This is a genomic window from Kribbella sp. NPDC051587 (genome assembly GCF_044453945.1).
In the GTDB taxonomy this organism is placed as follows: Bacteria; Actinomycetota; Actinomycetes; order Propionibacteriales; family Kribbellaceae; genus Kribbella.
The window spans coordinates 97371-110298 of sequence record NZ_JBITDE010000017.1; the positions used below are offsets into that span (position 1 = coordinate 97371).

At 67.7% G+C, this 12928-nt stretch carries 13 protein-coding genes; 6 read left to right on the forward strand and 7 right to left on the reverse strand.

The features are described 5' to 3' along the window. The first annotated feature begins 70 nt into the window (after positions 1-70). Complete coding sequence (locus tag ACIA49_RS38040) at positions 71-916, forward strand: NAD(P)H-binding protein (RefSeq protein ID WP_396383138.1); 846 nt, start codon at positions 71-73, stop codon at positions 914-916. Between the two features lie 6 nt (positions 917-922). On the opposite strand, the gene ACIA49_RS38045 is transcribed toward ACIA49_RS38040, so the two are convergent. Beyond that, positions 923-2089 (reverse strand): M66 family metalloprotease, encoded by a 1167-nt coding sequence (locus ACIA49_RS38045; RefSeq protein ID WP_396383139.1) that lies wholly within the window; start codon positions 2087-2089, stop codon positions 923-925. Positions 2090-2270: 181 nt separating this feature from the next. On the opposite strand from ACIA49_RS38045, the gene ACIA49_RS38050 reads away from it, so the two are divergent. Genes ACIA49_RS38050 through ACIA49_RS38060 form a run of 3 tightly spaced genes read left to right on the forward strand, consistent with a single transcriptional unit; the run spans position 2271 to position 4196 of the window. Next, positions 2271-3236, forward strand: coding sequence for a helix-turn-helix transcriptional regulator (locus ACIA49_RS38050; protein WP_396383140.1), 966 nt, complete (start codon positions 2271-2273; stop codon positions 3234-3236). Then, positions 3233-3817, forward strand: coding sequence for a YdeI family protein (locus tag ACIA49_RS38055; RefSeq protein WP_396383141.1), 585 nt, complete (start codon positions 3233-3235; stop codon positions 3815-3817). The genes ACIA49_RS38050 and ACIA49_RS38055 overlap by 4 nt, the downstream gene beginning before the upstream one ends. Positions 3818-3851: 34 nt before the next feature. Next, entirely contained in the window at positions 3852-4196 is a 345-nt protein-coding gene (locus tag ACIA49_RS38060; RefSeq protein ID WP_396383142.1) for a hypothetical protein, read from the forward strand. On the opposite strand, the gene ACIA49_RS38065 is transcribed toward ACIA49_RS38060, so the two are convergent. The 3 genes from ACIA49_RS38065 to ACIA49_RS38075 are packed head-to-tail and all read right to left on the reverse strand — an operon-like array spanning position 4193 to position 6855. Beyond that, positions 4193-4993, reverse strand: coding sequence for a phytanoyl-CoA dioxygenase family protein (locus tag ACIA49_RS38065; protein ID WP_396383143.1), 801 nt, complete (start codon positions 4991-4993; stop codon positions 4193-4195). The genes ACIA49_RS38060 and ACIA49_RS38065 overlap by 4 nt on opposite strands. 56 nt (positions 4994-5049) lie before the next feature. Then, positions 5050-5949, reverse strand: coding sequence for a UbiA prenyltransferase family protein (locus ACIA49_RS38070; RefSeq protein ID WP_396383144.1), 900 nt, complete (start codon positions 5947-5949; stop codon positions 5050-5052). Positions 5950-6006: 57 nt separating this feature from the next. Next, a complete protein-coding gene (locus ACIA49_RS38075) occupies positions 6007-6855 on the reverse strand; it encodes a virginiamycin B lyase (protein ID WP_396383145.1) in 849 nt (282 codons plus the stop codon). 188 nt (positions 6856-7043) lie between these two features. Between ACIA49_RS38075 and ACIA49_RS38080 the strand changes: the two genes are divergently transcribed. Next, positions 7044-7808, forward strand: coding sequence for an SDR family NAD(P)-dependent oxidoreductase (locus ACIA49_RS38080; protein WP_396383146.1), 765 nt, complete (start codon positions 7044-7046; stop codon positions 7806-7808). Between the two features lie 3 nt (positions 7809-7811). Here the strand turns inward: ACIA49_RS38080 and ACIA49_RS38085 are convergent, their stop codons facing one another. Continuing rightward, positions 7812-9221, reverse strand: a complete 1410-nt coding sequence (locus ACIA49_RS38085) for an LCP family protein (protein ID WP_396383147.1) — start codon at positions 9219-9221, stop codon at positions 7812-7814. Between the two features lie 244 nt (positions 9222-9465). Then, entirely contained in the window at positions 9466-11277 is a 1812-nt protein-coding gene (locus tag ACIA49_RS38090) for a protein-arginine deiminase family protein (RefSeq protein WP_396383148.1), read from the reverse strand. Positions 11278-11465: 188 nt separating this feature from the next. Between ACIA49_RS38090 and ACIA49_RS38095 the strand changes: the two genes are divergently transcribed. Continuing rightward, positions 11466-12293: a DUF3152 domain-containing protein gene (locus ACIA49_RS38095; protein WP_396383149.1), complete on the forward strand. Its 828-nt coding sequence runs from the start codon at positions 11466-11468 to the stop codon at positions 12291-12293. Here ACIA49_RS38095 and ACIA49_RS38100 read toward each other — a convergent pair. Next, positions 12290-12871: a MarR family transcriptional regulator gene (locus ACIA49_RS38100; RefSeq protein WP_396383150.1), complete on the reverse strand. Its 582-nt coding sequence runs from the start codon at positions 12869-12871 to the stop codon at positions 12290-12292. The genes ACIA49_RS38095 and ACIA49_RS38100 overlap by 4 nt on opposite strands. Positions 12872-12928: the final 57 nt, after the last annotated feature.

Here is a 12928-nt window from a genome sequence, read left to right on the forward strand (position 1 = left end):
GAGCGTATCGGACATCCAATTGCGCCGAACAGCCATGGTTAAGCTCATTCAGTCGCGATGAACTAGAGCCATGACAACGACACCGATTCTCATCCTGGGCGGCAAGGGCAAGACCGGCCGCCGCGTCGCGGCACAGCTCGACGCTCGCAACGTCCCCTACCGCCTCGCCTCCCGATCCAGCGCGCTGCGCTTCGACTGGTACGACGAAAGCACGTGGTCCCCGACCATCGCCAACGCCGACACCGCGTACCTCGCACCACCGGTCGGACCGACCGGACTCGCTCAAGCCGGCCGCTTCGTCCAGCAGGCGGCCAATGAAGGACTGCGGCGCATCGTCCTCCTCTCCGGCCGCGGCGTCGGCAGCCCCGGTCGCGAGTTCGCGGTCTACGAGGGTCAGCTCGGACTCGAGCACGCCGTACAGGAAAGTGGTGCGGACTGGACGATCATCCAGCCCGCCTGGTTCGCGCAGGGTTTCAGTGAGGACTTCTTCCGGTACGACGTTCTGGCCGGCGAGATCCGGTTGTCGGCCGGTGACGGTGGTGAGGCGTGGATCGACACCAATGACGTCGGTGACGTGATGACCGAGGCCCTCCTGAACGAGGCCCACACCGGCGCGACCATCGCCGTCTCCGGACCACGCACCCTGACCATGGCCGAGGTCGCCGCCGAGCTCACCGTCGCCACCGGCCGCCCGATCAAGTACGTCGACCTCGACCCCGAACAACACGTCGCCGAACTACTCGAACAGGGCGTGCCCGCCGAAGACGCCGAGGCGGTTCGCGACCTCTTCGCCGTCATCCGCAACCACCGCTCGGAGTACGTGTCGGACGGCGTACAGCAGATCCTCGGCCGCCCACCCCGCGACTTCACCGACTGGGCCCGCGGAACCGCCGCCACCGGAATCTGGACTGTCTGACCGCGCTCAGTGCTGCTGGAGGTCGGTCCACTCGTCGTGGGTCATCTCCTGCAGGTCCGCCTTCGCGGTCTTGGACTGCACGTTCGCACCCTGACCGACGGCGCCGCCGCCGAACGCGATGTTGGCCCAGTTGTTCTGGGTGGTCAGCGTGTTGTTGACGTTGTCGTCGTTGATGTCGGCCGCGGTCACGTCGGTGGCGTCACCGTCGCAGTTCCAGTCGATCGGGCCGCTGGCGGCACCGCTCGTCGTCCGGCTGGTGCCGTTCGGGCACTTCCAGCTGGTCTTGTACGCCGAGGCCGAGCTGCCGAGGCCGGCCGATTCGGTGAGGCTGTTCTCGTTCAGCGCCGGCGGGGCGACGTTGGAGTAGCTCCAGTAGAGCGAGCCGTCGGCCTTCGGAACACCGCCGAGCTGGAAGAAGTAGTTCATCACGCTCAGGTAGTTCGGCTTGTAGTTGCCGTTGTCCGACCCGCCGTGCTTGAGGCCGAGGTTGTGCCCGAGCTCGTGGATGAACGTGCCGACGTTGGTGTTGTCGGTCGCGTTCCAGTTGCAGCGCTGGCCGACCGTGACGATGAACGTGTCGTTCGGGATGTTGAAGGCCTGGCCGCTGCTGCAGTTGTTGTCGTAGCTGTCGGCCCAGAGCATGTAGTGGAAGATCGCCTTCCGGGCCGCGGCGAAGTTGGCGTTCTTGATCGCGTTGGTCTGGGTCGCCGACGGGTTCAGGTCGTTGTCGTAGGCAACAAGGTTGCCACCGCCGAGGTTGTACGCCGTCCCGCGGGCGGAGCCGGCGTCGAGGTGGATCTTGATCCCGGTGGTGCCGTTCGGGTTGCTGACCGGGGCCTGCGCGAAGACCTGGACGATCCGGTCCAGCGCGGCGACGCTGGCCAGCCGGCCGTCCATGTAGTCCATCTCGACGAACAGGTCCTTCTTCTTCGGGTCCGCGCCCATCGCCTTCAGGTTCACGTCGACGACGCCGTCGCCATTGGCGTCGTACCCGTTGGTCTCCCAGATGTCGGGCAGCGAGTCGCCGTCGGTGTCGGTCGCGAGCACCGCCTGGGACACGGCGGGGGCAGCGTGCGGACCGTCGGACGGTACGGCGGCCATCGCGCTGGTCGCGGCGAGCGCGGCGGCGGCGAGCGATCCGAACACGGTCAGGAAGGCAGGGCGGGGCCTCATCGAGATCTCCTTGGGGGCGGTGGGTGATCTGCCAGACACCGTAAGTGATGCGAGTCACTACGCACGAGGCATATCCGAGTCATGGCCCAAATGCGTCAATCGATGTACCTGCTGAGCGACTTGGCGCAACGCTTTGGGGTAGCGGACAGAAACAGGCCGCTATTGCTGCCAAGCTAGTCCCATGTCCGAAACCTCAGCCCGACTGCTCTCGCTGCTGTCGTTGCTCCAGGCGCGCCGCGACTGGCCAGGTGCTTTGCTGGCCGAGCGCCTGGAGGTCAGCCCGCGGACGGTACGCCGTGACGTCGATCGGTTGCGCGATCTCGGCTACCCGGTCCGCGCGATCAAGGGTCCGGACGGCGGCTACCGGCTCGACGCGGGCGCCGAGTTGCCGCCGTTGCTGTTCGACGACGACCAGGCGATCGCGGTCGCGGTCGCCCTGCAGACCGCGACCACCACGGTGGCCGGGATCGAGGAAGGCGCACTGCGGGCGTTGGCCACCGTGCGCCAGGTGATGCCGGCCCGGCTCCGCCAGCGCGTCGACGCGCTGCAGGTGACCACGATCGACCGCTACCCGAACCGCCGTACGACGGTGGACTCGAATCAGCTGATCGCGATCGGGATGGCGGTTCGCGCGCAGGAGGTACTGCGGTTCGACTACCAGTCGCCGGGGGCGCCGGAAGGCGAGTGGCCGCCGCCGCGCCAGGTCGAGCCGCATCACCTGGTGACCTGGGGTGGGCGCTGGTACCTGATCGCCTGGGACCTGGGCCGCAAGGATTGGCGCACCTTCCGGGTCGACCGGATGACGCCGAAGACGCCGACCGGACCCCGGTTCACGCCGCGAGAACTACCGGCTGCGGACGTTGCGGAGTACATCGCGCGACAGTTCAAGACCAAGGATCAGTTCCCGTGCCGCGGTGAGGCGGTGCTGCAGCTGCCCGCGGACGAGGTCGCGCCGTGGTCCGGCCAGGACACGATGGTCGAGGAGGTCACGCCGACGAGTTGCCGGGTGACGATGACCGCGTGGTCCTGGGTCGGCCTGGCCGCCCGATTCGCCATGTTCGAGTGCGACCTGGAGCTTGTCGGTCCGCCGGAACTCGTTGCCGCCGCTCACCACATCGCCACCCGTTTCCAGGAGACCGCCCAATGACCGAAGAACTGATCCTCGCCGACGCGGCCGCCTGGCATGAGTGGCTCGGCGAACATCATCAGACCAGCGACGGCGTCTGGCTCGTGCTGGCGAAGAAGGACGTCACCGACCCGACCAGCCTGGTGGTTGCCGACGCCCTCGATGAGGCGCTGTGCCATGGCTGGATCGACGGCCAGCGCAAGGCGCGCGACGAGTCCACCTTCCTGCAGCGCTACACCCCGCGCCGCCCCCGCAGTACCTGGTCGAAGCGCAACGTCGAGTACATCGCCCGCCTCGACAAGGCCGGCCGCATGCAACCGGCCGGCTGGGCCGAGGTCGACCGGGCCAAAGCCGACGGTCGCTGGGACAAGGCCTACGGCGGCGCCGCGAACCTCGAGATCCCGGCTGATCTGGCTGCCGCGGTGGCCGCCGTACCGGCTGCGCAAGCAATGTTCGACATCCTCACCAGCGCCAACCGTTTCGCGGTCGTCCACCGAGTCAACGAGGCCAAACGCGAGGAGACCCGGGCCCGCCGCATCGCCCAGTTCGTCGAACAACTGTCCCGCGGCGAAACCATCTACCCCCAGAAGCGCTCGCTGTAGCTGTCTGTACCTATTGGTATGTACACTCCCGGCTATGACCGTTGACCAAATCACCCGCCAGGTTGTCCTCGATCAGACCCTGCCCGCCGACCTTCCGGTACGACGCGTGGAGGCGCGGCGCATCACGATGGGTCCGAACACCGCCGTCGGGGTGCACACCCACAACGGACCGGTCTTCGGCAGTATCGAGACCGGCTCCGCCATCTATCAGTTACGCGACGAGCCTGAGGTCGTGCTGCTGCCCGGTGACCTCTTCTACGAGCCTGCCGACGAGCCCATCCGCTTCGACGGTGGGCCGGACGGCGTCACGTTCCTCGCCTACTTCCCGGTGACCGACGGTCAGGAGGCTCTGCTCGAGCTAGTAGAGGCTCGGGTCTAATAGAGGATGGGGTTGAGCGGTGACGAGATGAGCTCACCCGGCTTCCCACCGGGAATCCAGGAGAGGTCGTTGCGCTGCGCGTCGTTGACGGGTTCGGCGATCACCATCGCCGTGTCGACGTAGATGATCGTCATCACGCGCCGCGGCACGTCGCTCGTGTTGGCCGGCGCGTGATGGAACGTCCAGCCGAGGTGATAGCTCACCTCACCCAGCTCATACGGCTCCGACACCTCCGGGAACTGCTGCTCCGCCAACGCCTTCTGCAGCACGCGTTCAGACTCATCGCTGATCGGCAGATCCCGCCCGTGCTCAAACACCTGACTACCCGCGGCGAACGACAGCGGACCCATCTCCATCGGCGTCTCCTGCAACGGCACCCACACCGTCACGCACCGGTCGGTCGCGAACGGCCAGTAGTACTGGTCCGCGTGCCACGGCGTCACCCCACCGCCGGACTCCTTGTACAGCGCCTGATCGTGGTACAGCCGCACCGACTGCACTCCCAGCAGCTCGGCAGCGATCCGCGCCAGCCGTGGTGACGACACGAACTCCAGCACCTTCGCGCTGTGCTGCCACAGGTTGGTGACCTGCAGAAACGCCTTGCCGTACGTGTCCCGTTCCGCCAACGGCACTGCCTGCGTGTTCAACTCGATCACCTTGCCGGTGATCTCCGGCGCGTACGCCGCGATCGTCTCCGGGCTCAGCACGTTCTTCAGTTTCACGAAGCCCTGCTGCTCGAAGTGCGCGCGGTCGACCTGGCTGAGGGCGTAGGCGGTTTCCAGATCGGTGGCATCCATAGGACACCAGGGTTCCCGCCGCATCTATCGATGTAAAGGGGCCTGGGGAAACCGGGCTAGAGCACTCCGGTGTAGGTGAGGGCGAAGGTGGCGCACGGTAGCAGGAAGAGCGACGCCAGGACGATGATCCCCTTGAACGACTGCTTCGGTCCGATGAGCTTGCGGTAGGCAACGACCAGGACCGGGACCATGACGACCTCGAGCGCGAGCATGCTGCGCGGGATGATCGTGTCCGTCGCAGCTAGTACGACGGACAACGCCGCCGCCGCGATCCAAGCGCCGTACCCGAGTCTGTACGTCGTTTGTGCGCCGTACCGGACCGCGATCGTGTGGTACCCGGCGGCGCGGTCGGCATCCAGATCGGCCAGCGTGGTCGGGAGGTAGAGGCCGATGGCGGCGAGCGTTCCTTGCAGGCCCATCAGCCACGGGAAGTCGCTGAGGTCAGGGTTGATCGCGGCCCAGCCGGCGAGTGGGCCGAAGGCGCCCAGGGCGAGCGCGTTCACCGCGACGTCGAACCCGGCGCGCGTCTTCAACCGCACCGGCGGCACGCTGTAGGCGTAGCCGAGCAGCACCGCGAGCAGCACGCCAAGCGCGAACACGATGCCGACATGCATCGCGATGCCGACCGCAGCCACCGCCGCCGCGAACGCCAGTCGCTTCGCTGCGCGCAGCGTGATGCGCCCGTCCAGCAACGGCGATTTCGCCTTGCGGGGATTGAGTCGATCGCTCGGCAGGTCGTACGCGTCGTTGACTGCAAGCACGGCGAGCCAGACCAGCGGACCCATCACGACCGCGCCGACGATGAGGCGCGGCCACTCCTCCAGCGGCGGGATCAGTTGCCGCGTCGCGAGCAGGATGCCGACGTAGTACGGCACGATCGAGACGACCCAGAACGCCGGCCGTCCGACCGCGAGCACATCACGAACCCTCGTATGCGCTGCCAGAGTGGTGGCCACGAGTCCACTCTCCTCCCGCAACCCCGGACCGCACCTCACCTCACAGCGTGAGTCCCCTCACTCCTCAGCGTGAATGTGAGCAAGCGAACCACTCTCGAGCGCGACCCACACCGATCCATCGGCGTCGACCGCCAGCCCGTGCGGCTCGGACCCTTCGCCCAGCTCATGTGTCGAAACCACCGCTCCGGACGCATCGAGCCGAGTCAGTGAACCCGAACCCCACAACGTGATCCAGCATCCACCATCCGCGGTCGCCACCACCGCGTGCGGCTTCGACCCCGCCGGCAGCGGGAACTCCTCGATCTTCCCGTCGGCATTGATCCGCCCTGCCTGGTCCGCCATGATCTCCACGAACCACACCGCCGAAGGCCCGGCGCTGATTCCGACCGGACCGGCGCCCTCGGTCGGCAACGGATACGTCGTCACAACGCCGGCTGTCGTCATCCGCCCGATCGCGTTGCCCTGGTTCACCGTGAACCACAGCTCGTCCTCGGTCGCCGTGATCATTGCGGGGAACCCGCCGTCGATCCCGATCGGATACGTCGTGACGTCACCGCCGACTGTCACCCGCGCAACCTGGTCCGTGCTCATCAACGTGCACCACAACGCGTTGTCCGGCCCGGTACAGATCCCGTACGGCGATCCCTGCACCGCGATCGCCGAAACGTTGCCGGAGGCATCAATATGCCCGACGTGGTCGTCGCCGTTCCGAGTGAACCACACGCCATCGGTGCCTGGCGTGATCACCATCGGGCGCGAGTTCTCCGGCAGTTCGTAGCGCTGGGTGGTACCCGCCTTCAGCCGAACCACAGCGCCCGCATGCACGAGTGTCGTCCACACGTCCCCACCAACGACCGCGACGCCGTACGGCCCCTCACCCGGACCCGAGACTTCCTGAACCGACACCACCGAACACCTCCCGATCGACAACAAACCGTCCCATCATCTACCGCAGGCGGACCGCCAGCACCCACCAACCCACCTGTACACCGTTCGAGCGGAAGGTCTTGAGCGTGAAGCATCGGAGACGCACCGACTTAGTGGGTGGTGGAGATTCGCACTAGGGTCGGACGGAGTCGACCGAAGGGGTTCTCGTGACTGGGCGTTTGATCGACGAAGTCGTCCTGGTGACCGGCGCTGCGCGCGGAATCGGGCGGGCGGTGGCCGAGAAGGCCGCCGCGGAAGGTGCGGCGGTCGGGCTGATCGACGTACTGGCTGATCAGTTGGCCGCGACGACAGCCGACCTGAAGGCAACCGGCGCACGCGTAGCCGGTGTCGTCGGCGACATCACCGACGAGGCGTCGGTCGCGGCCGCAGTCGCTCAGCTGGCCGCCGACCTCGGCCCGGCGACAGTTCTGGTCAACAACGCAGGCAAGAACGCGTACGCCGACGCCACCCAGATGACCGTCGCGGAGTGGGACTCGGTCTTCGACGTCGACCTCAAGGGCGCGTGGCTGATGGCCCGCCAGGTGCTCCCGGCAATGATCGAGAACCGGCACGGCGCGATCGTCAACATCGCCTCGATCCACGCCTCCCTCACCACCGCCGGCATGTTCCCCTACGCCGCCGCCAAATCAGGCCTGGTCGGCATGACCCGCTCCCTGGCCCTGGACGTCGGCCCCCACAACATCCGCGTCAACGCCGTCAGCCCCGGCTACATCGCCACCGACCTGCTCGAAGAGTTCTTCACCACCTTCCCCCACGAACGCGACCACGCCACCACCGTCCACCCCCTGGGCCGCATCGGCACCCCCGACAACGTCGCCGAAGTCGTCTGCTTCCTGGCCTCCCCAGCCGCCGCCTTCGTCACCGGCGCCAACTGGTCCGTCGACGGCGGCCTCAGCACCCGCTACGCCTGAGGCTCACTTCTCGGGGTGGTAGGCGCAGGCCTCGGCCAGGTCGGGGGCGGGCGTTTTGGCGGTGGTGGGTTTGTGGGGAGTGGTGGTGGTCGGTTTGGGCTTGGGGGTGCTGGGCTTGGCGGTGGCGTTGAGGTGCTGCTGAACGAGGGCGCGCATAGCGGCGTAGTCCGGGTTCAGGCCGCTGGGGTAGTTGTGCTTCTTGTCCAGGTCGATGTTGGTGATCGAGGCGTTCTTCATCCGCTGTCCGAGGGTGACGAAGGCGGGCAGGATGGTCTGCGGGATGTCGGTGCGGACCAGGTTCTCGCCGGCCTTGGCCAGGTCCAGGTAGTTGGCCAGGACGTTCTGCGGGGTGGCGCGCTCGACGATGGCCTTGACGGTGCAGCGCTGGCGGGCCTGGCGGGCGACGTCGGCGCCCTGGACCTGGTAACGGCCGCGGGCGAACCAGAGCGCGTCCACACCGTTCAGGTGCCGGTTCGGACCGGGTTCGAGGTAGCGGCTGGCCGGGATCTTCTTGTCGTCGTTACCGCCGACCGGGACCTTGTAATTGATGTTCACGGTGATCCCGCCGAGCGCCTCGACGAGCTGGGCGAAGCCGGCCAGGTTCACCTGCACGTAGTAGTGCAGCTTCAGGCCCATGGCCGCGCCGGCCGAGAGCTTCAGGACGTCGGCGCCCGGATTGTCGGACGGACCGATCAGATCGCGGTGCTCGGCCGGGACGAACCGGTACATCGCGTCGAGGTAGTGGTTCGGCTGGTCCTTCGGGCCGTTGGGGTCCCAGTAGCCGGTCGGGTACTCCTTGTGCAGCGGGGTGCCCTCGGGGAACGGCATCCGCATCCAGTTCCGGCTCAGCGAGATCAGGGCGGTCTTGCCGGTCCGGGTGTCGATACTCGCGATCATCACCGAGTCGGTCCGGGTGTTGTCGCGACCCTCGCCGTCGTCGGCGCCGAGGAGCAGGATGTTCAGCCGCGGGATCTGGGCCCAGGGGTCCTTGGTGTTCTTGATCTTCGGCCGGGTCTGGCTCTTCGACTGGTCGCCGGAGAAGACCTTCTCGACGAGCTGCCGCTGCGCCATCAGCGTCTGCGCGCCGAGCGCCGTACTGGATGCCATCCCGAAGCAGACCAGCCCGATCACCGCGGACCCCGCCAGCCGCGCTCCCGGTCCGGCGGCCAACGGCCGGAGCATCTTGTACGACGAGACCAGGACCGCGACCCAGTACAGGGCGATCACGCCGAGCCCGACCACCATCCAGAGCAGGATGGTGGGGTTCAGTGCCCACGTGACCACGTCATCACGACGAGCAAGCGCCAGGTACGCCGCTGCGCCGTACAGACTCAGAGTGAGCAGCGTGACCGCCGTACCCAGGCGCCGCCGCCCGGCCGCCAGGTAGCTGACACCCGGCAGTAGTACTCCCACGATTGCCAAGGCCAGCGCCGCGATCCCCGACCGCTCGCGACGTTTGGCCCGCCGCGCACGGCGAGGCCCGGACCCGGATCTGCTGCTCGAGGACATGGGCTCCACTCATCAAACCGGCGACAGGACAATGAGCGCGGCCCCGAACCGCGCTCAGCCCTACGATTCGCTGACTTTGGAAAAAGTTCGGCGGGTCCGCGAATCCTGTCCTGTTTCTGCCATCGCTCTCACCAGGTTGCGGCCGGCATCACGACCTCCACCAGGGGGTGGCCCCGGAGATATCCCGGAGCGCGTTGGTCGCGCAGTGCACCTCGCCACCGCCCAGGTGTGACCAGAAGAAGTTCTCGACCCAGCTGACGTGGACGCCGTTGCGAGCGAGGGCGCGCTCGGCCGTCTGGCGGAAGACGTCGCGGCCGTTCAGCCGCGGGCCGTGCGGGTCAGGAGCGGCGAACTGGTGGGCGGAGACCGAGAGACCGTTGACGAGGCCGGGCGTCATGGCCTTGAGCAGGCCGTAGCCGGGAACGCGGTCGAAGAAGACCGGGAGCCGGACAAGCTCGTCCTTGCGGAGACCCGTCGCCTTGAGCAGGATCGCGAGTTGATCGTCGATGTGCTGGGCGGCGGCCTCGTTGTCGGCGAGCTTCGCGTCGGCGAGCAGTTCGTCGACGGTCGGCTTGGTCTTGGCGTTGGTGTTGGCGAAGAGGTGCTGGCTGCCGCCACCGTGCTGCTGCACGTCGCGCAGGAGCTTGGCCGCGAGCCGCGGGTCGGCGACCGCGAGGGTCCAGCCGCGAGCGTTGTTCGCCCGTACGACGTGAGTCGTCTCGTCGGCGTGACCGACCATCAACCAGGAGGAGTCGATCGTGACTGGTGGCTGATAACCCTGCCCGGTGACCAGCTTCAGGTACGCCGGATCGGGTCGCCGCGCACCGGCGCCGTACAGGACCCGGCCCTGTGGATAACCGTCGTACGGCGGGAGGGCCTCGAGGTTGCCGCCCATGTTCAGCAGGTCGTCGAGACTCGGGGAGGCCTTGGCCGCGAGCTCCTGTACGACGCCGACGTCCGGGCCGCGCAGGTCGCGATAGATCAGCCGACCGGCCGGACGGGGAGTGGCGACTCCGTTGAACTCCCAGACATTGCCGGACCGGATCAGGATCCGCATCGTGTGCGGCCCGCCGACCGCCGGCATGCTCGCGGTCGCCGGTTCGAACGTGTCCTGGAGCCACATGTCCTTCCAGCCATGCGCCGTACCCTTCACGAACTTCAGTCGCGCCCCCGCGGTCGCCTGACGCAGCGACCGAGCGAACGGCTGCCACTCACCTGGCACACCATCCGGGTACGGCGGAGTGCCGTCCCACCAGCCTGGTCCGTCGTTGGGGCGTCCCGCGAGCACGGTCTGAGCCGGCTGCAGGTCGTTCTGCAGCAACAAAGGCGCAACCCGCAGCTGTACGACGTCGCTACTGCTCTGCCCGTGGTCCCGAACGGTCAGCGTGACCGTGATCCGCCCGTCCCATTTCGCCGGGTCGCGAACCACATCGCGCCCCTCCAACCCAAGCCGCACGCCGCGCTGCAGTTGGGCCGCCGTCAGACTCGTGACGGGCCGAGCATCGATGAATGAACCCACGTCGCGGCCAGATCCGGCCGCGAAGAGACGGGCCTTGTTCGCGGGGCTGATCGTCAACGTCCCCGTCGCGGTGGACGAAAGGTTGCTGAGGGCATCGATCTTCAGCGGAGCCAGATCCGCGGCATCCCGGGGGCCGTTGATGCGGTCGTCGGCGGCGTCGTTGCAGGCGGCGAGCTTGTCGTCGACCGCGCGGTCGCTCGCGTCGAGGTCGGCCGGCGCGACCTTGCAGCGGCGTTCGTCGTCGTCGAGGTTCGGCAGGAAGATCGCGCCGCGACCGTCGGTCCAGGTGGATCGACCGGCGTCGTCGGCGGTGGTGAGCAGGCCGTCGCGGTTCACGTCGGCGGTCAGGTGCGCGAGTGGTGCGGAGCCCCAGGCAGCGATCACCGGGGTTCCGGCGGCGAGCAGGGTCGCGGCGGCGAGGCCCGCGGTCCAGCGTCTCATCGGAGCTTCTCCTTTGTGATACGAGCGTACTTTTTCCACCTCGAAACTAACACGGTCGTATCGGGACCGGCAGGTGGAGAATCGATCTCCACCCAGGGCCTGAGATGGGCACTGAGAAGGGTTTTGGGGCTTGCAGGCAAGAGGAGATGGATGGACGCCCGCCAGGGCGTCGTGAGGAGAGGGACCGGATGCGCCGCTGGACTGCTGTCAGGATCGTCGGACTCGCCGCCGTGGCGGTGGTCGGCGCCGGAGTGCTGTTCCAGCTCCCGGCCAGCCCGTTCGATCGCGGTGGCAAGCCCGAGCGGCCGGTGGTCGACCAGGCTCAGCCGCCCGCACGGACCGTCGTACAGACGCCAAAGGGTGACAAGCCGGCCGATGAGCAGTCGTCGAAGGCGCCCGACCGCCCCGACCCGGCGATCACCTATCCGCAGCGCGGCACGGTCAACTTCACCGTGCTCCCCGGCGACCCGGCCCACCGAGTGATTGGCCGCGCCGGCCGACTGATGACCTTCCAGATCGCGATCGAGGGCGGGATCAAGGGCATCAACCAGGCGGAGCTGGCCGAGTTCGTCCGCGACACGTACGGCGCTCCGCAGGGCTGGACCGCCGGCGGTAAGTGGCGGTTCCAGCAGGTCGGGCCGGGGGAGCAGGCGGATTTCCGGCTGATGTTCGTCACGCCGGAAACCCGTGACACGTACTGCGGCTATGCGCCCGACCGCTACACGAGCTGCCGGATCGGCGACCGGGTCGTCCTCAACATCGCCCGCTGGGTGCACGGCGTCCCGAACTACGGCGCCTCACTGACCATCTACCGCCAGTACATGGTCAACCACGAGACCGGGCACCGCCTCGGCAACGCTCACCAGCTCTGCCCCGGCGACGGCCAGCCCGCGCCGGTCATGCAACAGCAGACCCTCGGGCTCCACGGCTGTACGGCGTACGCGTGGCCCTACCGCGACGGATCGCTCTACCGGGGTCGCCTCGGCAAGTACGACGACCCCATCCCCGGTACCTAGTTCTGGAGGAAGACCTGCGGGAGCACGGCCTGGCTCGGACCAGGGCCCGCAGCCCCTTCGAGACCGTCCGCCACGGTGTGCAGCAGCCGGACCAGATGAGCAGCATCGTCCGGACCGAGAATCCCGTTGACGACATCGAGGACGCGGACGGTCAGACCGTCCAGCTGGGACAGGCGCGCCTGACCCAGCCCGGTGACGACCACCTGTCGACCGATCTTGACCATGCCGAGCGCGGCCAGGTCGGAGATGGCCAGCTCGGCCTCGGCGGTGGTCGTGCCGATCTGCTCGGCGACGCCCTCGGCCGTGCTCCGGCCGTTCGCGATCGCGCTCAGCACCAGGGCCGCCGGCATCTTCAGACCGACGGCGTCCTGCAGTCCGAGGATCAGCGGATGAGCATGCCCGCGCACGCGCTCGACAGCGTCGAGCAGGCGCAGCGCGTCACCGGCGTTCCCGATCAGGTGCTCGGTCTGCACGGCGGCGAAGGCCGTCGCTTGAACCGGTACGGGCGATCCCACGACTCCGTCGACTGCCGGTTTGCGCAGCGCCAGAGCCTGGGTTTCCTCGTCTTCGATGGTCACGTGATCCAGCGTACGGAGTCCTTCCGACAGCTCGGCGTGTCGTTCCTGAGGAAACCC

Coding starts and splice junctions, on each gene's coding strand:
- ACIA49_RS38040 (WP_396383138.1), top strand. CDS start 71: ATGACAACGACACCGATTCTCATCCTGGGCGGCAAGGGCAAGACCGGC.
- ACIA49_RS38045 (WP_396383139.1), bottom strand. CDS start 2,089: ATGAGGCCCCGCCCTGCCTTCCTGACCGTGTTCGGATCGCTCGCCGCC.
- ACIA49_RS38050 (WP_396383140.1), top strand. CDS start 2,271: ATGTCCGAAACCTCAGCCCGACTGCTCTCGCTGCTGTCGTTGCTCCAG.
- ACIA49_RS38055 (WP_396383141.1), top strand. CDS start 3,233: ATGACCGAAGAACTGATCCTCGCCGACGCGGCCGCCTGGCATGAGTGG.
- ACIA49_RS38060 (WP_396383142.1), top strand. CDS start 3,852: ATGACCGTTGACCAAATCACCCGCCAGGTTGTCCTCGATCAGACCCTG.
- ACIA49_RS38065 (WP_396383143.1), bottom strand. CDS start 4,993: ATGGATGCCACCGATCTGGAAACCGCCTACGCCCTCAGCCAGGTCGAC.
- ACIA49_RS38090 (WP_396383148.1), bottom strand. CDS start 11,277: ATGAGACGCTGGACCGCGGGCCTCGCCGCCGCGACCCTGCTCGCCGCC.
- ACIA49_RS38095 (WP_396383149.1), top strand. CDS start 11,466: ATGCGCCGCTGGACTGCTGTCAGGATCGTCGGACTCGCCGCCGTGGCG.